Consider the following 17439-nt stretch of genomic DNA (forward strand, 5'->3'; position numbering starts at 1 on the left):
AACGATTTGCTGTGGGGGGCTCGTTTTTTTTTAAACCCCCCCCCCCCCCCCCGGCGCCCCCGGGCGGCGGGCCCCCCCCCGCGCGGGAGGGGCCGCCGGGCCCGGGCGGTGGGACCATTCAGGTGATGGCACCGCGAAAGGGGGCAGCAATGTCCGCGATCAAGGAAAGCATCGACGTCGCGCGCCGGCCCGAGGAGGTCTTCTCGTACCTGACCGACGCCTCCCACCTGCCCGAATGGCAGGAGAGCGCGGTCTCCGCCAAGGCACTGGACGACGCGCCGATGCACGTCGGCTCCCGCGTACGGGTGACCCGGAAGGTCCGGGGCCGGGAGATGGCGATGACCTCGGAGGTCACCGAGTTCGACCCGCCCCGCAGCTGGCGACTGCACGGCATCGACGGCCCGGTGCGCGGCGACGTGCGGGGCACCGTCGAACCGCTCGGTGACGGCGAACGGTCGCGCGTCACGCTCTCGCTCGACTTCGAGCCGCACGGGCTCGGCCACGTGCTCGTGCCGCTGGTGGTGAAGCCGATGGCGAAGAAGGAGATGCCGAAGAACGAGCAGACGCTGAAGCGGCTGCTGGAGAGCGGAGCGGCGTAGCGCCCGCACTCCCGAGCGGGGCGGGGCCGCAGCCGCGCGGGCTGCGGCCCCGTCACCCCGGAAGCCCTGACGCCTCAACTTCGGTCGGCGGCGTCCGGGGACGCCGGGCCGAGCGCTGCCATCGGCACTGAAGTACCCGGCCGATGGCGGAGTTGACGAGGAGGGTGCCCGCACAGAGGACCAGGAGGAAGAGCAGGCTGGCGGCACCGGCGTCGTGGCGGCGGAGCGGGTACGCGACGAGGGTGGCGAGGGCCGAGCCGGCCGCCACGGAGGCGGCCGAGGCGGCGACGAGCAGCATGCGGGGCGGGCGGTTCACGACGCTTGCCGGGCAGGGGAGTTCGGGGGCGCGGCGAGGTGCTCGGGGTGCGTCGTCCACTCGACGCCGCCGCCGACCGGGCGGAGGTAGACGTGCCGGCCGATGGTGTCCATGTAGACGCCGGTGCGGCGGGTGCGGCGGTCGTGGAGGAGATCGCCGGGGACGGGCGTGCGGGGCGGATTGTTCATGGCGCGGTCTCTCAGCGGGCGTCGAGGCGGATGGTCACCAACCGGCGGGTGGCGGCCACGACTTGAGCCGGAAGCGGGGCGCCGACGGGCGAGTCGAGGGTGACGGCCTGGCCGACCGAGGGATACCAGGGCTGCACCTGCTCACGACGGGCGCGGACGCCGTCACGGATGACGTCGATGAGCTTGACGACGACGGAGGTCGGTGCGGCGCCGAGGTCGATGAGGACGACCCCCGTGGCGGAGGCGCAGTTCCAGTCGATGCCGATGGAGGGGAGTTCGGTGCCGGCGGCGGCGAGGGCGACCTTGAGGTCGTCCAGGACGGAGGCCGCCTCGCTGCGGTCGTCGGCCGTGATTCTGCGGAGCATGGCGGACATTGCGATTCCTGTCGTGATTGCGGGATTACTCAACCAGGATCGGACGGGATGGCTACGCTGTGAAGTCATTCGGTAGCAGCATGTCGATTGTTCAGGGAAGGTTCTCGATGGCCACTCCCGACCGCCTCCCGTCGGGGAAGTCACCCCGGGTCTACTACGGCTCCGAGCTGCGACGACTGCGCGAGGCGCACGAGCCGAAGATGTCCCAGGAGAAGCTGGGGGCACTGACGTTCGTGTCCGGTACGTACATCGGGCAGCTTGAGAACGCGACCCGCGTGCCACAACTCGACCTCTCTGTCCGGATCGACAAGGCCCTCACAACCGGCGGCGTGTTGGAGCGGATTCACGAGTTGCTGGACTACTCACGGTTCGCCGACTACTTCAAAGAAGCGGCCGAATACGAGAAGCGCGCGATCGCCATCGACGAATATGCGGCACTGGTGGTGCCCGGACTGCTCCAGACTCCGGAATACGCGAGAGCGATCTTCCTGAGCGCTCAGCCGAGGCTCACCGAGGAAGAGCTGACGGAACGCATTGCTGCACGGATGGAACGGACCCGGCTCGTCAGCGATCCCACAGGACCCAAGTTGTGGTACATCCTGGACGAGGCCGTACTCCGCCGGACGACCGGCACCCACAAGATCATGTCATCGCAGCTTCGGCACATTGCGGATTTGATCTCGCGTCGACGCGTAATCGTTCAGGTCGCCACCTTCGACAGGGCACATGCACTTCTCGAAGGCATGTTGTCCCTGATGACCTTCGTCGATGCACCGCCGCTCGCTTATACCGAAGGTCCGCACGCAGGTCAACTCATTGATGATTCTCTGTTGTTGGCCAGATGTCGCGAGTCCTACGATCTGGTGCGGGCCGTCGCGTTGTCGCCGGAGGCGTCCCTGGCCCTGATCCTGTCGGCGGCGGAGGAACACGATCATGCGCAAGACTGACCAGCAGCCCGGCCAGTGGCGGAAGAGCAGCTACAGCGGCGGCAACAACGGCTCCTGCGTCGAGGTGGACGACGCCCGTCCCGGCCGGGTCCGCGACTCCAAGGACCCCCACGGCCCGGCTCTCGCCTTCTCCCCCGACGCCTGGCAGGCGTTCGTCACCGCCGTCCGTGGCGGCGAGTTCGGCGACGTCTGACACAGCAGAAGGGCGGTGCCCCCACGCCGGTGGCACCGCCCTTCCGTTCTGTCAGCTCACCGGGGTCGTGATGGTCGCGGTGTTGTTGTCGGGATCGGGGTCGGGGGTGCTGCCGGCCGCCCTGGCAGTGGTGGTGATGGTGCTGCCACTGCCGGCCACGGCCTTGACGACGATCGTCGTGCTGACGCTCGCACCACTCGCGACGGTGCCGAGTGAGCACTTCACGGTGTCGGTGGACCCGGCCGGCGGGGTGGTGCAGCTACCCGCGCCCGGAGTGGCGCTGACGAAGCGGGCGTTGGCGGGCACGGTGTCCGTCAAGGTGACGTTCTCGGCCGCCGTCGGGCCGCTGTTGCGCACGGTGACCGTATAGGTCAGGTTGGCTCCGTTGGCCACGGGCTCCGGGCTGGCGCTGACCGAGACGGCCAGGTCGGCGAGCGGCTGGGTGATCGCCGTGCTGAAGGTGTTGCCACCGTCGATGGCGGTGACCCCGTCGAGGAGTCGGCTGCAGGGCGCGGTCTGGCCGACGGCGCAGACGCGTACGGGCTTGTTCCGGTTGGTGGTGGTGCCGTCCCCGAGCGCACCGAAGGAGGCGTTCTCTCCCCAGGCGCTGACCCCGCCGTCGGTGCGCAGCGCCAGGCTGTGGAAGTCGCCCGCGGCGACGGCGGAGATGCCGCTCAGGAAGGTGCCGCACGGCGTCGTCACGCCGACGGCGCAGACCCGTACCGGCAACGGGCTGTTCGTATTGGTGCCGTCGCCCAGCTGGCCCTGGGAGTTGAGGCCCCAGGCGCGGACGAACCCGCCGGAGCGCAGGGCCAGGCTGTGGGCATAACCGGCGTCGAGCGCGGTGATGCCGCTCAGCGGCGTGCCGCAGCCTCCCACGTCGCAGACCTGCACGGGGATGTTCCGGTCGGTGGTGGTGCCGTCCCCGAGCTGCCCGTAGCCGTTCGCGCCGAACGACAGGACGGTGCCGTCCTGGTTCAGCACCAGGCTGTGGAAGGAGCCGGCGGCGACGGCGGCGGCGTTCTGGACGTAGTTGTCGCAGAGGACCGGGGTGCAGACGGGTTGCGGAACGGAGGCGTTGTTGTTGCTGCCGGTCCCGAGCTGACCGTTGGAGTTGTAGCCCCAGCTGAGCACGACGCCGCTGGTGGTCACCGCCAGGCTGTGGTAGCCGCCGGCCGCGATGGCGACCGCGGTGCCGAGGTCGGCCTCGACGGGCACGGGGCTGTCCGTCGTGGTGCCGTTGCCGAGCTGGCCGTAGGAGTTGTACCCCCAGGAGAGCACGGTGCCGTCCGCGCGCAGCGCCAGGCTGTGGGCCGCGCCCGCGGAGACCGCGACGACGTCGGTCAGGAAGCTGCTGCAGGGCGCGGTGGCGCCGGGGGCGCAGACGGGTACCGGGGTGGTCCGGGTGGAGGTCGTCCCGTCGCCGAGTTGGCCGACGCCGTTCTCGCCCCAGGCGAGCACGGTCCCGTCGGAGCGCAGTGCCAGCGTGTGGAAGCCGCCGGACGAGATGCTGACGACGTCCTGGAGCGGGCCGGTGCACGGGGCACCACCGCAGACCCGTCCGGGGGTGGTGCTGTGGTCGACGGTGGCGCCGTCGCCGAGCGAAGCACCCCGGTTGTTGCCCCAGGCGAGGGCGGTGCCCGGCACCCCGGGCCGGATGTCCCTGCCCTTTCCGCCGGTGGCCGCGTGGGCGCCGTGCCAGCCGCCGGGGAGCAGCAGGGCGGCCAGCAGCGCGACCACGACGAGCAGGGTGCCGCGCAGGGCCGGGCGGGATCCCAGGGGTCTCAGGCGGTGTTCCGGGCAGGGCATGGGGGTGCTCCTCTCGCTGACGTGGCACCCACACGATGCGGGCGGCATCGGCGCGCACATGCCAGCCACACCGCCGTGTCACCCTGCCGGGCGGCACCGCCCACCCACCCGGCCGGAGGTGACCGCCCGGGGGCCCGTGGCGCTACCGGACGAACGCGCCGATCAGCCGGGCCAGCTCCGCCGGGCGTTCGAGGTGGAGGTCGTGCCCGGTGCCGGGGACGCTGACCGCCACCGTCTCCGCGCCGGCGGCGAGCATCCGGTCGATCTGCTCGGCGCCGATGATGCCGGACTGTCCCAGCACCGCCAGGGTCGGACAGCTGATCCGCGCCCACTCCTCCCACCAGGAGCGGTGGGCGTTCTCGGTCAGGGACTCGACCATCACCCGCTTGTCGAAGCGCGGCCACCAGCCGCCGTCGCGTTCCTCCAGGCCGGCCGCCCAGCCTTCGCCGACCGGGCCGCCGCCCAGGAACTCGACGGCGGCCGCGCGCGTCGGGAACGGCGTCGGCCAGCCGTCGAACCAGCCGGCGATCCCGGCCAGCGTCTCCGGGTCCGAGCCGGCGGGACCGGCCTCGACCAGGACCAGGCGGCTCACCAGCGCGGGGTGCGCGGCGGCGGTCAGCATCGCCGCGTGGCCGCCGTAGGACTGGCCGACCAGGACCGGGCGGTCCAGGCCGAGTTGCTCGATCACGGCGACCACGTCCGCCACGTACGCGGCGCGGGAGACGTCCCGCGGGTGCCGTTCGCTGGCGCCGTGGCCGCGCTGGTCGACGGCGACGACGCGGTGCCGGGCGCTCAGGGCCCCGGCGACGGCGTCCCACTCCCCCGCGTGGCCGGCCAGCCCGTGCAGCAGCACGAGCGGTGTGCCCGGACCTCCCGAGTCGCGGCAGGCGAGCCGCACCCCGTCCCGGACCACGTACCTCATCGCGTGGCCTCCCACCGCCGTGCGCGTTCCGTCAGGTGTCGCCGCTCGGGCGCGCTGGTGGTGCGACGGGCCGCCTCCCGGTAGGCCTCGACCGCACCGGGCCGGTCGCCGAGCAGCTCCAGCAGGTGGGCCCGGGTGGCGAGCAGCCGGTGATTGCGCGCCACGCCCTTGTCGCCGTCCAGCGTGGCCAGCAGCTCCAGGCCGGCGGCCGGGCCGTGCACCTCGGCGACCGCGACCGCGCGGTTCAGGGTCACCACCGGGTTCGGGCCGAACCGCTCCAGCAGCTCGTACAGGGCGAGGATCTGCGGCCAGTCCGTGTCCTCCGTCGACCCGGCCTCGTCGTGCACGGCCGCGATCGCCGCCTGCAACTGGTACGGGCCGACCCGGCCGCGCGGCAGGGTACGGCTGATCAGCTCCACGCCCTCCGCCACCAGCCGGGCGTCCCAGCGCCGCCGGTCCTGGTCGGCGAGCGGCACCAGCTCCCCGCCGGGGCCGGTGCGGGCCGGGCGGCGGGCGTCGGTGAGCAGCATCAGGGCGAGCAGGCCGGCCGTCTCGGCGTCCTCGGGGACCAGCCGGTGCAGCAGCCGGGTGAGCCGGATCGCCTCGGTGGCCAGCTCCGGCGCGGTCAGTCCGTCGCCCCCGCTCGCCGTGTAGCCCTCGTTGAAGACCAGGTAGAGCACCTGGCGGACCTCGGCCAGCCGCTCGGCGCGCTCCGCGCCCTCGGGGGCGGGCCCCAGCCCCAGGCCCTTGACCGTCTGCTTGGCCCGGCTGATCCGCTGGGCCATCGTCGCCTCGGGCACCAGGAACGCGGCGGCGATCTGCGCGGTGCTCAGGCCGCCGACCGCGCGCAGGGTGAGCGCGATCCGGCTGGGCGCGGAGAGCGCGGGGTGGCAGCAGAGGAAGAGCAGGGCCAGCGAGTCGTCCCGGTCGGCGTCCGGCCGGGTGTCGGCGGCGTGGCCGAGCAGCGCGGACTGCGGGGTGGCCAGGGCGAGGGCGTCCTCGCGGCGGCGGCGGGCGGTCTCGCTGCGCACCTGGTCGACCAGGCGGCGGGAGGCGACGGTGAGCAGCCAGCCGCGCGGGTTCTCCGGCACACCGGCGCCGGGCCACTGGAGGGCGGCGGCGAGCAGGGCCTCCTGCACGGCGTCCTCGCAGGCGTCGAAGGCACCGTACCGGCGGACGAGCGCGCCGAGGACCTGCGGCGCCAGCTCGCGCAGCAGGTCCTCGGCGGGGCGGGGGAGGCCGGTCACACGTCCGCCGCGGCTTCGTGCAGGATCGGCCAGAGCTCGACCGGCTCGACGTCCGCGAACGGCATGTCGGCGGCGATCCGCTGGGCGCGCTCCAGGCTCTCGCAGTCCAGCAGGTAGAAGCTGGCGAGGTACTCCTTGGTCTCCAGGTACGGGCCGTCGGTGACCGCCGGGAGGCCGTCCTGCCGACGCACCAGCTGGGCGGCGGCCGCGTCGGCCAGGCCGTAGGCGCCGATCAGCTCGCCGCTCTCGCGGTACTTCCTGTTGAACGCGTCCTGCTTGGCGATCGCCTCGGGCCAGGCCTCGGCCGGGAACGCGTCCCACTTGGCCTGGTTGCCGTAGATCATCGCGACGTACTTCATCCCGGGTGTCCTCCCGTTCTCGCGCGCCCCGTCGGCGCGCTGTCACCCTTCAGTCGGAGCGGCGGCACGGCGCTCTACATCGCCCGACGACTTTTCCCGGATCTTTTTTCGCTCCCCGTTCCGAGCCCCCGTGCCGAGCCTCCGGCCCGAGCACCCGTCCCGAGCACCCGCCCCGCGGCCGGCGGCCGGCCGGGAAAGCCCCTCCCACATGATCAACCTACGGGACCGGCCCGGTCCGCGTCAGCGCCCGGACCAGAGCGCGTGGAGCCGCAGGACGGCCCGCTGCCAGTGCAGGCGCCGCTCGACCTCGTCGGACGGGAGCTCCCGTCCGAGGCGGGCGGCGGCCCGGAGGTGGAACGGGTGCATCGCCCGGTGACGGTCCACCACCAGCGCGGACAGCAGCGGTTCCGCCGCCGGGGTCGTCCGGTCCACCGCGGCCAGCACCGCCGCGCCGTCCAGGCCGTCCGGTGCGGCGGCGAGGCCGGCTGTCCGCTGGACGGCGTCCCAGGTGATGACGGTCCCGGCCCGGGCCGTCCGGATCAGCAGGCCGCGGACCTCCTCGGCGGCCCGGGCGATCCGCGCGGTGGCTTCCTCGAACGGCCAGGACGGTGCCGCCCGCCCGTCGGCGGTCGGCCCCGACGGGGGACCCTCAACGGTCGCCGGACCGCGCCGCCGCTCCTCGACCGCCCTGCGGCAGCCCGCGACCGTCCGCCGGCAGAGGTGGGTGTCCGGATCGTTCGGGCCCATGACGCGCAGGCGCTCCGCCAGCGCCGCCTCGGCCTCCGCGAGCGCGGCTGCCTGGTCGCCGGCCGCCGTGAGCTGGCCGATCACGCGCCGGTGGGCGGTGAGCGTGGCGGGGTGGTCCGGGCCGAGCACCCGCCGGTGATCGGCCAGCACCTCCCGGGCGACGGCCAGCGCGCCGGCCGGGTCGCCGGTGGCCCGCGTCATCACGCCGACCACGCGCAGGCGCGCCTCCAGGGTGGCCTCGTGGTCCGGACCGAGCTCGCGCGCGTGCACCAGGTACAGGTCGTGGAGCAGGGCGAGCGCGCCGGCGTGGTCGCCGACGGCCTGCCGCAGGTGCGCCACCCCCCGGCAGGCCTTCACCGTCCGCGGCGCGACCGGGCCGAAGACCCGCGCGTGATCGGCCGGCAGCGACTCGGCGAGGGCGAGCGCCCCGGCGTGGTCGCCGAGCTGTTCCAGGCACTGGACGACGTGGCGCCGGGACGCGAGGGTGTCCCGGTCCTCCTCCCCGAACAGCCGCCGCCGGGCGGCCAGCAGCAGCCGCGCCTCCGCCAGCGCCCCGACCGGATCGGCCGCACCCGCGCGCCGGTCGGCGACCAGCTGGCGGGAGTAGAAGGTGTCCCGGTCCTCGTCGCCGAGCACCCGCCGCCGGTCCGCCAGCAGCGCCAACGCCTCCGTCAGGGCCTTCTGCCGGGCGCCCGCGTAGGCGCGCCAGCGGATGACCTCGTGACGGGAGGAGAGGGTGTCCCGGTCGTCCTCCCCGAGCACCCGCCGCCGGTCCGTCAACAGCGCCGACGCCTTCGCCAGGGCCGTCGAGCGCCGTCCCGCGGAGGCCCGGGCCCGGAGCAGCCGCATCCGGGCGGCGAAGGTGTCGCGGTGGTCGGGGCCGTGCCGCTCCAGGCAGTCGGCGAGGTCCTTCCGGGCGGCCACGACGGCCGGCGTCTCCCCCGCCGCGTCCCGGCGCCGGCGGACCACCACCGCGCGGGCCTCGTACGTCCCGGGGTGCTCCGGCCCCAGCACCCGCCGGCAGTCGTCGAGCACCTGCTCGGCGGCGGCGAGCGCGCCGAGGCGGTCGCCCGCCTCGGCGCGCCGGAACACCACCTGCTGCCGGGCCGCGATGGTCCGGAGCTCGTCGGGGCCGAGCCGGCTCAGCCAGTGGGCGTGCAGGTCCTCCGCCACCCGCACCGCGCCGGCCAGGTCGCCCGCCTGCGCCCGGCGGTCGACCAGGCCGGCCTGGGCCCGGAGGGTGTCGGGGTGTTCCGGGCCGAGCACCCTCCGGCAGCCGGCGAGGTGCTCCTCGGCCGCGTCGAGCGCGCCCTTCCGGTCGCCGTCGCCCGCCCGCCAGTGCACCACCCGGCCGAGCGTCACCAGCGTCTCGGGATGGTCCGGCCCCAGCACCCGCAGGTGCTCGGCGAGCGCCTCCTCGACGGCGGCCGCCGCTCCGGCCGGGTCGCCCGCCGCGCCCTTCCAGTCGGCCGCCTGGCGGCGGGCCGTGAGGGTGTCCGGGTGATCGGGGCCGAGCCGTCGCAGGCACTCGGCGAGCCGCCGGTCGGCGTCGTCCGCGAGTCCCGGGCCGCCGCCCGCGGCCCGCACGCGGACGGCGAGCTGCTGGAGCGCCGCCCGCGTCCCGGGGTGGTCGGCGCCGTGCACCCGGCTGCGCTCGGCGGCCGCCTGCCGCGCGGCGGCCAGGGCGCCGTCCGGGTCGCCGGTCGCCTGCCGGAGGTGTGCGACCAGGTCGAGGGCGGCCATGGTCTCGGTGTGGTCGGCGCCGCGGACGCGCCGCCGCTCGGCGTGCAGGTACTCGGCGGCCTCCAGCGCGCCGTGCGGGTCGCCGGCCTGTTCCCGGTAGTGCGCCAGCTGGCGCAGCGCGGCCAGCGTGGCCGCGTGGTCCGGCCCGAGGACGTCCCGGCGTTCGCCGTACAGGGCCTCGGCGGCCGACAGCGCACCCGCCCGGTCGCCCCGTGCGATCCGCCGGACGGCCACCAGTTCGAGGGCGCCGATGGTGGCGGGGTGCGCGGGGCCGAGCAGGAGCGTGCGTTCGGCGCGCAGCCGTTCGGCCCTGACCAGCGCGGCGACCGGGTCGCCGGCCCGGGCCCACCACTCGACCAGGCGGTTGCCGAGGTCGACGGACCGCGCGTGGTCCGGTCCGACCACCCGCCGGCAGCGGGCGAGCAGGCGCTCACCGGCGACGAGCGCGTGGTTCCAGTCGCCGGTCTCGCCACGGAGGGTGATGACGGTGGCGGTGGCCAGCAGGGTGTCCTCGTGGTCCGGTCCGAGCCACCGCGCGGCCTGCTCCCGCACGCGCTCCCAGTGGGCCAGCGCCGGTACGAGGAGTTTCGCCCGCTTGAGGCTCTGCCCCGCCCGGAAGACCACCGGGTGGGCGCCGGCGGTCCACAGCCGCGGCCCGGCGTTGTCCGCCAGCGCCCCGGCGTTCGCGCGCAGCCCCTGCTCGTCGGCCTCGGACAGCTTGCGCCGGCCGCCCCACGCCCCGGTCACCGCCGCCGCGAGGGTCCGTACCGCCGCGTCGCGCTCGGGTGCGGTCATCCGTTCCCGGACCGCCCGCTGGATCAGCCCGTGCACCCGGACCCCGTGCCCGGCGGCGCCCCCGGACCGGTCGATCAGGCTGAGCCGGCGCAGACAGGTCAGCGCCTCGCGGGCCGTCTCCGCGGTGACGGGCGGCCGCTCCGGGTGACCGTGGTCCGGGTCGGCCCCGGCCGGCGGGCCGGCCTCCCGGTGCCGGGTCAGGTGGTCCAGCACGGCCTCGCCGGTGAGCACCTCGGCCGGCACGTTGTCGGGGTCGAGCCAGCTGATCAGCTGCAGCATCGGGCGGGCGAGGCCCACCGGGTTGAGCCGGTCGGCCAGGTCGACGGACAGCGACCACGCGGCCGACACCGTCGCCGCCTGCTGGTCCGGCAGCGAGCCCTCCTCGGGCATGACCTCGGCCAGCGTCCGGCGGCGGTCCGCCAGCCGCTCGCGGTAGGCCTCGCAGCCGAGGTCGCGGTCGATCAGGTAGGCCGCCGCCTGGGAGAGCGCCAGTGGCAGCCGGCCCAGGTCCGCGGCGAGCGCGCCGATCGGGCCGGGTTCGTCCCGGCGGCCCGCCGCGGCGAGCACCGCGCTCAGGTAGGCCGTGGCCTCGGACGCGGTGAAGGCGTCGAGCGGGTGCTCGACGAAGGTGCCGGCGTGGCCGCGCAGCGCGTCCTCGTTGCGCCAGGTCGTGATCACCGCCAGGCCCGCCGGGTTCGGCGGCGGCCAGAGCCCGCGCAGGTCCCCCGGGGACTTCAGGTCGTCGAGGACCACCAGCCAGCGCTCGTCGGTGGTCTCCAGCCAGTCCCGGAACTCCTCCGCGGCCGCGCCCGGGTCCCCGGGATCCGCGCCGGCCAACCGTCGTGCGGCGCGGGCGTAGCCGGAGACGACGGCGTCCCGGCTGCCGGCGTTGACCCAGACCACCACGTCCACCTCACGGGCCTCCAGCCGGCGACGGGCGTAGTCGGCGGCGAGGTGCGTCTTGCCGACCCCGGCCGGACCGGTCAGCAGCACGGTGCCGCCGGGAGCGGCGGCACCGGCGAGGTCGAGGGCCGTGCGCGGCTGGAAGTGCCTCAGCCGGTCGGGGATGGGGCCGAGCGGGCGCGAGCGGTCGAGCGGCTCCCCGGCCGCGGGCCGGTGGACCACGGTTTGGTGGAGGACCGTGTCGGCGTGGGCGACCGACACGAAGGGCGCGGCGGCACCCCGGGCTCCCGCCCCGATGCCGGATTCGGTCAGCCCTGGGCCGGACCCGGCTGCCGAGGGGAGGTCAGGTGCACCCCGCCGTTGACGACGCCGACCGCCGTTCCGTGGTCGGCGCGGATGCTCACGTCGCCGGTGACCGCCAGCCCGCCGGTCCCCGCGGAGGGCCCGGCGTGCGGCCGCCGCACCGACTCCGCCGCCCCGCGCAGCTCCCGCATGGCCTTGGGGAGGTCCTCCTCCGGGAGCCCGGCCAGCAGCACCAGGACCCGGTTGTTCCAGTGCGCCCGCTCCGCCTCGCGGACCCGCTCCAGGTCTCCCCCGGGGCCCGAGGCCCGTGCCAGGGCGGCCGCGGTCTCGTCCAGCCGTTCCAGGGCCGCCTGCCCGGCTCCGGCTCCGCGCCGCCCGAACACCGCCCCCATCCGGGTCCTGAACCCGGTCCACAGGTCCGTCCCGGCGGCCTGCACGACCCCGCCCGCGGCCAGGCCGGCCACCGTCGACGCCGCCGCCAACACCTCGTCAATCACCTTGCGACTCCTCTGCGTTGCCACCGCGCGAGCCCGGCGGTCCACACAGTACAGCGCGGCCCGGACGGAGGGGGCGGGATCCGCGAACCCCTCCGTCCGGGCCGGTGGGCCGCTCGCCTCAGCCGTCCAGGAGGGCCGCCAGGTCCAGCCGCGCCAGGCGGTCGGGGTCGGTGAGGAAGTCCATCGCGACGATCCGGCCGCCGTGGACGGTGAACGCCATGAGCGAGAGCGGCTTGCCGTCGGCGAGCGAGAGCACGCCGGGCGCGCCGTTGATCAGCACCGCGCGGCCGTCCTGCGCGAAGCGGGCGAAGGTGATCGCCTGGGAGGCGACGTCGGCCGCGCCGCGGCGGACCAGGCCGGGGCGGAGCGTGCCGCCGTCCGCGCGGGCCACCACGTCCGGGTCGAGGACGGCGAGCAGGGCGTCGAAGTCCCCGGCGCGGGAGGCGGCGAGGAAGGCCTCCACCACCTCGCGGCGCCGCGCCCGGTCGGTGTCGGGGGCCGGGGCGGCGCCCTGGACGCGGCGACGGGCGCGGCTGGCGAGCTGCCGGGTGGAGGCGGAGGTGCGGCCGAGGATCGGCGCGATCTCGTCGAAGGGGACGGAGAACAGGTCGTGCAGCACGAACGCGAGCCGCTCGGGCGGGGCCAGGGTCTCCAGGACGACCATCAGCGCGATGCCGACCGAGTCGGCCATCAGGATCTCGTGCTCCGGGTCGACGGCGCCGGAGGCCGGCCCGACCACCGGATCGGGCAGCCGGACCTGCCCGTCCTCGCCCTGCAGCGGGTCCTCGCGCCGGGCGGTGCGGGAACGCAGCAGGTCCAGGCAGATCCGGCCGACCACCGTGGTCAGCCAGGCGCCGAGGTTCGCCACCGCGGTGGTGTCGGTGCGGCTCAGCCGCAGCCAGGTCTCCTGCACCGCGTCCTCGGCCTCGCTGAGCGAGCCGAGCATCCGGTAGGCCACCGCGCGCAGTTGGGGCCGGTGCTCCTCGAACCGCCGCGCCCGGAATTCGTCCCCGCTCACCCGTCACATCCCCCAGCTCTGGTCCGTCGGTGCTGTGAGGACGATAACCGCCGGGGCGGAGCGGGCACCCGGCGTTCCTCGGCGTGCCCGCTCCCGGTCAGGACGCGGCCGGCCGCCCGCGGGAGAGCGCGATAATCGCGGTACGGACAGCATCGGCGACGGAACGCACGGAACGGGGCCCACCGCCCATGAGCACCCCCAGGCACGCCTCCCGGAGCGCCTCCCGGAACGCCTCCTGGACGACCTTCGGCGGCGACCTGCACCTCGACCTCACCGGCCGCCGCGCCGCCGGGGCCGGGCTGCGGGCGGCCCTGGAGGACGCGCTGCGCGAAGCGGTGCAGGACGGGCGGCTGGCGCCCGGCACCCGGCTGCCGTCCTCCCGGGCGCTCGGCGAGGACCTCGGGATCGCCCGCAACACCGTGGTCGAGGCGTACGGTCAGCTCACCGCCGAGGGCTGGCTCACCTCCCGGCAGGGCTCGGGCACCACGGTGGCCGAGCGGACGACGCCGCGCCCCGGCCGGCGCGCCGCCCACCCGCCGCGCGACCGCCGGCACGGCAGGTACGACCTGATGCCCGGCCGCCCGGACGTCTCGCTGTTCCCGCGCGGCGCCTGGCTGTCCGCCGCCCGGCGCGCGCTCGCCACCGCCCCGCACGAGGCCTTCGACTACAGCAGCCCGCTCGGCCGGATCGAGCTGCGGGAGGCGCTCACCGCCTACCTGGCCCGGGTGCGCGGGGTCCGCACCGACCCCGACCACCTGCTGGTCTGCGCCGGGTTCACCCAGGGCCTCGGCCTGCTGTGCGCCGCCCTGCGCGAGCGGGACGGCCGGGCCCTCGCCGTCGAGGCGTACGGGCTGCCGCCGCAGCGCGACACCGTGCGGGCCACCGGACTGGCCACCCTCCCGCTGCCCGTGGACTGCTCCGGGGCCCGGACCGACCTCCTCGACGCCCGGCCCGGCGCCGTCCTGCTCACCCCCGCCCACCAGTACCCGACCGGCGCCGCGCTGGCCGCCGGACGCCGGGCCGCCGCCGTGAGCTGGGCACGCGCCCACGACGGGTACGTGATCGAGGACGACTACGACGGCGAGTTCCGCTACGACCGGCAGCCGCTCGGCGCGATGCAGGCGCTCGACCCCGAGCGGGTGGTGTACGCGGGCACGGCGGCCAAGAGCCTCGCCCCCGGACTGCGGCTGGGCTGGCTGGCACTGCCGGACGCGCTGGTCGAACCGGTGGCCCGGCTGAAGCGGCTGGCGGACGGCATGGCCCCGGTGCTCGACCAGCTCACCCTCGCCGAACTGATCACCTCCGGCACCTACGACCGGCACGTCCGCCGTTCCCGGCTGCACTACCGGCGCCGGCGCGACCAGCTCGTCGCGGCGCTCGCCGAACGGGCCCCGCACGTCGAGGTGACGGGCATCGCCGCCGGACTGCACGCCGTCCTGCAACTGCCGCCCGGCGCGGTGCCGGAGGCCGAGCTGCTGGCCCGCGCGGAGGCCGCCGGCCTGGTCGTCAGCGGTCTCGGCTGGCACCTCGCCGACCCGGCACTCGCCCCGGACGCCCCGCCCGCCCTGGTGGTCGGCTACGGCACCCCGCCCGACCGCACCTTCCCGGGCGCGCTGGACGCGCTCTGCGAGCTGCTCCGGCGGGCGTGAGGAGCGCGCGGCCGAACCGTCCCGGACCGGCCGGACCGTCCCGACTGCCGGGCGCGGCAGGCTACTTGTTGCGGTTGCCGAGTTCGAAGAGCAGCATGATGAACCCCGCGAAGGCGTGCGTGGCCACCATGTAGATCAGCACCCGGACGCCGACGCGGCGGTTGGCCCACTTGCCGGCGTCGACGGTCTTCGGGGCGGCCACGGGCGTCGCCGCGGCGCCGGGAACGGCGGTGGGGACGGCGGTGGGGACGGCGGTGGTGGTGGGATCAGCCATGGGAGATCTCCTCCGGGAGTTCTGACGACAGGTCAGTGGGGCGCGGCAGGGCCGCCGCCGAGGCAGAGTTCGCCGCCGGGGCTCTGCAGCAGGGTGTGGACGAAGAGCAGCTCGACCCCGTCCGCCGAGTCGGCGGCGATGCAGTGCGGGGTGAGCGAGTCGAAGTGCGCGGAGTCGCCCTCCGCGAGGAGGTGGACGCGGTCGCCGAGGGTCAGCTTCAGCCGGCCCTGGAGGACGTACAGCCACTCCTCGCCGGGGTGGACCCGGACCACGGCGTCCTGCACGCCCGGGGGGACGTGCACGCGCAGCGCCTGCATGGCCCGGCCGGGGGCGCCGGCCCGGCGGTAGCCCCAGCCGCCCGCGCGGCCGGGTTCGATCGCGCCGCCGCGCACCACCGGGTCGGGCTCGACCATGGCCTCGCCGAGGAGGCCGGAGACGGACGTGCCGTAGGCGCGGGCGAGGCCCAGCAGGACCGGCAGCGAGGGCTGTCGGCGGCCGGTCTCCAGCCGGGACAGATAGGCTGGGGAGAGTCCGACCCGGGCGGCGGCCACCTCGAGCGTGAGCCGGCTGCTGAGCCGGTGCTCGCGCAGCCTCGCGGCGAGGCCGGCGACCTCCTGGTCGTCGAACTGGTCGCCGGGGGCGGAGGGGCCGGGTGGGCTGGTGGTCATGTGACCAGTGGACACCTCGCGTGCCGAGCGGGCAAGAAATTTGCCTCAGAGGCAAAAGCCCTTCGACGGCATCCCGATGTGACCGCGTTCCGCCCCCGCCGCCCTACGGCCGGGGGATGTTCCGCAGGTTGCTCCGGGCCAGGTCGATCATGCGCCCGACCCCGCCGGAGAGCACCGTCCGGCCGGCCGCCAGGGCGAAGCCCTTCAACTGGGCGGCGGTGATGTGCGGCGGGATGGAGAGCGCGTTCGGGTCGGTGACCACGTCCACCAGGGCCGGACCCGGCCGCTCCAGGGCCTCCGCCAGCACCTCCCGGACCCGGGCCGGCTCGGTCACCCGCTTGGCCGGGATGCCCATCGCCCGGGCGATCCCGGCGTAGTCGACGTCCCCGTTGTCGATCTCCGACTCCGGGTAGCCGGAGACCAGCATCTCCAGCTTGATCATGCCGAGCGCGCCGTTGTTGAAGACCACCGTCTTCACCGGCAGCCGGTGCTTCGCCACCGTGAGCAGCTCACCGAGCAGCATCGAGAGCCCGCCGTCGCCCGCCATGGCCACCACCTGCCGTCCGGGGCAGGCCAGTTGAGCGCCGATCGCGTGCGGCAGCGCGTTCGCCATCGAGCCGTGCAGGAAGGAGCCGATCACCCGGCGTCGGCCGTTCGGCTGGAGGTAGCGGGCGGCCCAGACGTTGTTCATCCCGGTGTCCACGGTGAACACCGCGTCGTCCGCGGCCACCTCGTCCAGCACCGAGGCCACGTACTCGGGGTGGATCGGCAGGTGCCTCTCGATGTCCCGGGTGTAGGCACCGACCACGTCCTCCAGGGCGCGGCAGTGCTTGCGCAGCATCTCGTCCAGGAAGCCGCGGTCCCGCTTGGGCTCCAACAGCGGCAGGACGGCCCGCAGGGTCGCCGAGACGTCGCCGTGGACGGCGAGTTCCAGGGCCGTGCGGCGGCCGAGCCGGGTCGCGTCGTGGTCCACCTGGACGGTGCGGGCCTGCGGCAGGAAGGAGTCGTACGGGAAGTCGGTGCCGAGCAGCAGCACCAGGTCGGCCGCGTGCAGCGCCTCGTGGCAGGCGCCGTAGCCGAGCAGGCCGCTCATCCCGACGTCGTACGGGCTGTCGAACTGGATCCACTCCTTGCCGCGCAGCGAGTGCCCCACCGGCGCGTTCAGGACCCCCGCGACCTCCATCACCTCGGCGTGCGCCCCGCGCACGCCCGCACCGCAGAACAGGGCCACCCGGCGGGCCTCGTTGAGGGCCCGCGCCAGCGCCTGCACCTGGGACCACGGCGGGGCGGCCACCGCCTGCTCGGTGAGGAAGTGGCTGGTCCCGGTCGGACCGGCGGCGGGCAGGGCGGCGACGTCGCCGGGGAAGGCCAGCACGGAGACGCCGTGGGCGCCCAGCGCGTGCTGGATCGCGATCCGGAGCAGGCGGGGCAGCTGGGCGGGGACGGAGAGCAGCTCGCACCAGCTGCTGCAGTCGGTGAACACCCGCTCGGGGTGGGTCTCCTGGAAGAAGCCGGTGCCGATCTGGGCGGACGGGATGTGCGAGGCGAGCGCGAGGACCGGGAGGCCGCTGCGCTGGGCGTCGTAGAGGCCCTGGACCAGGTGGGTGTTGCCGGGGCCGCAGGAGCCGGCGCAGACCGCGAGGCGGCCGCTGAGCTCGGCCTCGGCGGCCGCGGCGAAGGCACCGGCCTCCTCGTTGCGGACGTGCACCCAGCCGATCCCCTCGGCCCGGCGGATCGCGTCCACCACCGGGTTGAGGCTGTCGCCGACGACGCCGTACACCCGCTCCACGCCGGCCTGCCGGAGGACCTCCACCATCTGCTCGGCCACACTCACCACGGGGGGACTCCTTCGCCGGCCGCCGCTCGCCACAGGACACCTGCACCCTCC

General features: G+C 75.3%; 17 protein-coding genes. 4 read left to right on the forward strand and 13 right to left on the reverse strand.

Annotated elements, in window-relative coordinates; translation table 11 throughout:
* The first annotated feature begins 149 nt into the window (after positions 1-149).
* The gene (locus ACFVHB_RS24235; RefSeq protein WP_380325973.1) at positions 150-599 is read left to right on the forward strand and encodes an SRPBCC family protein; all 450 of its coding nucleotides are present in this window, start codon (positions 150-152) and stop codon (positions 597-599) included.
* A gap of 52 nt (positions 600-651) precedes the next feature.
* Here ACFVHB_RS24235 and ACFVHB_RS24240 read toward each other — a convergent pair whose 3' ends face one another.
* Genes ACFVHB_RS24240 through ACFVHB_RS24250 form a run of 3 tightly spaced genes read right to left on the reverse strand, consistent with a single transcriptional unit; the run spans position 652 to position 1468 of the window.
* A complete protein-coding gene (locus ACFVHB_RS24240; RefSeq protein WP_380325976.1) occupies positions 652-915 on the reverse strand; it encodes a hypothetical protein in 264 nt (87 codons plus the stop codon).
* Positions 912-1103, reverse strand: a complete 192-nt coding sequence (locus ACFVHB_RS24245) for a hypothetical protein (RefSeq protein WP_380325979.1) — start codon at positions 1101-1103, stop codon at positions 912-914. Before ACFVHB_RS24245 ends, ACFVHB_RS24240 begins: the two co-directional genes overlap by 4 nt.
* Before the next feature lie 11 nt (positions 1104-1114).
* Positions 1115-1468 carry a hypothetical protein gene (locus ACFVHB_RS24250; protein ID WP_380325982.1) on the reverse strand — a complete coding sequence of 118 codons (354 nt, stop codon included), beginning with the start codon at positions 1466-1468 and terminating at the stop codon, positions 1115-1117.
* Positions 1469-1584: 116 nt separating this feature from the next.
* Here ACFVHB_RS24250 and ACFVHB_RS24255 point away from each other — a divergent pair, with 116 nt between their 5' ends.
* Both ACFVHB_RS24255 and ACFVHB_RS24260 read left to right on the forward strand, forming a co-directional pair.
* Positions 1585-2424 carry a helix-turn-helix domain-containing protein gene (locus ACFVHB_RS24255; RefSeq protein ID WP_380325985.1) on the forward strand — a complete coding sequence of 280 codons (840 nt, stop codon included), beginning with the start codon at positions 1585-1587 and terminating at the stop codon, positions 2422-2424.
* Complete coding sequence (locus tag ACFVHB_RS24260; RefSeq protein ID WP_380325988.1) at positions 2411-2617, forward strand: DUF397 domain-containing protein; 207 nt, start codon at positions 2411-2413, stop codon at positions 2615-2617. Before ACFVHB_RS24255 ends, ACFVHB_RS24260 begins: the two co-directional genes overlap by 14 nt.
* 51 nt (positions 2618-2668) lie before the next feature.
* Here the strand turns inward: ACFVHB_RS24260 and ACFVHB_RS24265 are convergent, their stop codons facing one another.
* The 7 genes from ACFVHB_RS24265 to ACFVHB_RS24295 form a co-directional block, all read right to left on the reverse strand.
* Positions 2669-4426, reverse strand: coding sequence for a hypothetical protein (locus tag ACFVHB_RS24265; RefSeq protein WP_380325991.1), 1758 nt, complete (start codon positions 4424-4426; stop codon positions 2669-2671).
* A 142-nt stretch (positions 4427-4568) separates the two neighbouring features.
* A complete protein-coding gene (locus ACFVHB_RS24270; RefSeq protein WP_380325994.1) occupies positions 4569-5348 on the reverse strand; it encodes an alpha/beta fold hydrolase in 780 nt (259 codons plus the stop codon).
* Positions 5345-6595: an RNA polymerase sigma factor gene (locus ACFVHB_RS24275; protein WP_380325997.1), complete on the reverse strand. Its 1251-nt coding sequence runs from the start codon at positions 6593-6595 to the stop codon at positions 5345-5347. The genes ACFVHB_RS24270 and ACFVHB_RS24275 overlap by 4 nt, the downstream gene beginning before the upstream one ends.
* Positions 6592-6954 (reverse strand): YciI family protein, encoded by a 363-nt coding sequence (locus ACFVHB_RS24280; protein ID WP_380326000.1) that lies wholly within the window; start codon positions 6952-6954, stop codon positions 6592-6594. The genes ACFVHB_RS24275 and ACFVHB_RS24280 overlap by 4 nt, the downstream gene beginning before the upstream one ends.
* Positions 6955-7194: 240 nt before the next feature.
* Entirely contained in the window at positions 7195-11403 is a 4209-nt protein-coding gene (locus tag ACFVHB_RS24285; protein ID WP_380326003.1) for a tetratricopeptide repeat protein, read from the reverse strand.
* A 47-nt stretch (positions 11404-11450) separates the two neighbouring features.
* Positions 11451-11942 (reverse strand): hypothetical protein, encoded by a 492-nt coding sequence (locus ACFVHB_RS24290; RefSeq protein ID WP_380326006.1) that lies wholly within the window; start codon positions 11940-11942, stop codon positions 11451-11453.
* A gap of 118 nt (positions 11943-12060) precedes the next feature.
* Complete coding sequence (locus ACFVHB_RS24295; RefSeq protein ID WP_380326009.1) at positions 12061-12960, reverse strand: sigma-70 family RNA polymerase sigma factor; 900 nt, start codon at positions 12958-12960, stop codon at positions 12061-12063.
* Between the two features lie 188 nt (positions 12961-13148).
* Between ACFVHB_RS24295 and ACFVHB_RS24300 the strand changes: the two genes are divergently transcribed.
* Entirely contained in the window at positions 13149-14609 is a 1461-nt protein-coding gene (locus ACFVHB_RS24300; protein ID WP_380326012.1) for a PLP-dependent aminotransferase family protein, read from the forward strand.
* 61 nt (positions 14610-14670) lie between these two features.
* Here the strand turns inward: ACFVHB_RS24300 and ACFVHB_RS24305 are convergent, their stop codons facing one another.
* From ACFVHB_RS24305 to ACFVHB_RS24315, 3 genes are all read right to left on the reverse strand, one after another.
* Positions 14671-14883, reverse strand: coding sequence for a DUF6126 family protein (locus ACFVHB_RS24305; protein ID WP_380326015.1), 213 nt, complete (start codon positions 14881-14883; stop codon positions 14671-14673).
* 32 nt (positions 14884-14915) lie between these two features.
* Positions 14916-15551 carry a helix-turn-helix domain-containing protein gene (locus tag ACFVHB_RS24310; protein WP_380326018.1) on the reverse strand — a complete coding sequence of 212 codons (636 nt, stop codon included), beginning with the start codon at positions 15549-15551 and terminating at the stop codon, positions 14916-14918.
* A gap of 103 nt (positions 15552-15654) precedes the next feature.
* The gene (locus ACFVHB_RS24315; RefSeq protein WP_380326117.1) at positions 15655-17367 is read right to left on the reverse strand and encodes a pyruvate dehydrogenase; all 1713 of its coding nucleotides are present in this window, start codon (positions 17365-17367) and stop codon (positions 15655-15657) included.
* Positions 17368-17439 lie beyond the last annotated feature (72 nt).

It is taken from the genome of Kitasatospora sp. NPDC127111, assembly GCF_042677465.1.
GTDB lineage: Bacteria > Actinomycetota > Actinomycetes > Streptomycetales > Streptomycetaceae > Kitasatospora.

Excerpts from the sequence above, each read along its gene's own strand:
- ACFVHB_RS24260 (WP_380325988.1), top strand. The coding sequence starts at position 2,411 with ATGCGCAAGACTGACCAGCAGCCCGGCCAGTGGCGGAAGAGCAGCTAC.
- ACFVHB_RS24265 (WP_380325991.1), bottom strand. The coding sequence starts at position 4,426 with ATGCCCTGCCCGGAACACCGCCTGAGACCCCTGGGATCCCGCCCGGCC.
- ACFVHB_RS24245 (WP_380325979.1), bottom strand. The coding sequence starts at position 1,103 with ATGAACAATCCGCCCCGCACGCCCGTCCCCGGCGATCTCCTCCACGAC.
- ACFVHB_RS24315 (WP_380326117.1), bottom strand. The coding sequence starts at position 17,367 with ATGGTGGAGGTCCTCCGGCAGGCCGGCGTGGAGCGGGTGTACGGCGTC.
- ACFVHB_RS24305 (WP_380326015.1), bottom strand. The coding sequence starts at position 14,883 with ATGGCTGATCCCACCACCACCGCCGTCCCCACCGCCGTCCCCACCGCC.
- ACFVHB_RS24250 (WP_380325982.1), bottom strand. The coding sequence starts at position 1,468 with ATGCTCCGCAGAATCACGGCCGACGACCGCAGCGAGGCGGCCTCCGTC.
- ACFVHB_RS24235 (WP_380325973.1), top strand. The coding sequence starts at position 150 with ATGTCCGCGATCAAGGAAAGCATCGACGTCGCGCGCCGGCCCGAGGAG.
- ACFVHB_RS24300 (WP_380326012.1), top strand. The coding sequence starts at position 13,149 with ATGAGCACCCCCAGGCACGCCTCCCGGAGCGCCTCCCGGAACGCCTCC.
- ACFVHB_RS24310 (WP_380326018.1), bottom strand. The coding sequence starts at position 15,551 with ATGACCACCAGCCCACCCGGCCCCTCCGCCCCCGGCGACCAGTTCGAC.
- ACFVHB_RS24255 (WP_380325985.1), top strand. The coding sequence starts at position 1,585 with ATGGCCACTCCCGACCGCCTCCCGTCGGGGAAGTCACCCCGGGTCTAC.
- ACFVHB_RS24280 (WP_380326000.1), bottom strand. The coding sequence starts at position 6,954 with ATGAAGTACGTCGCGATGATCTACGGCAACCAGGCCAAGTGGGACGCG.
- ACFVHB_RS24270 (WP_380325994.1), bottom strand. The coding sequence starts at position 5,348 with ATGAGGTACGTGGTCCGGGACGGGGTGCGGCTCGCCTGCCGCGACTCG.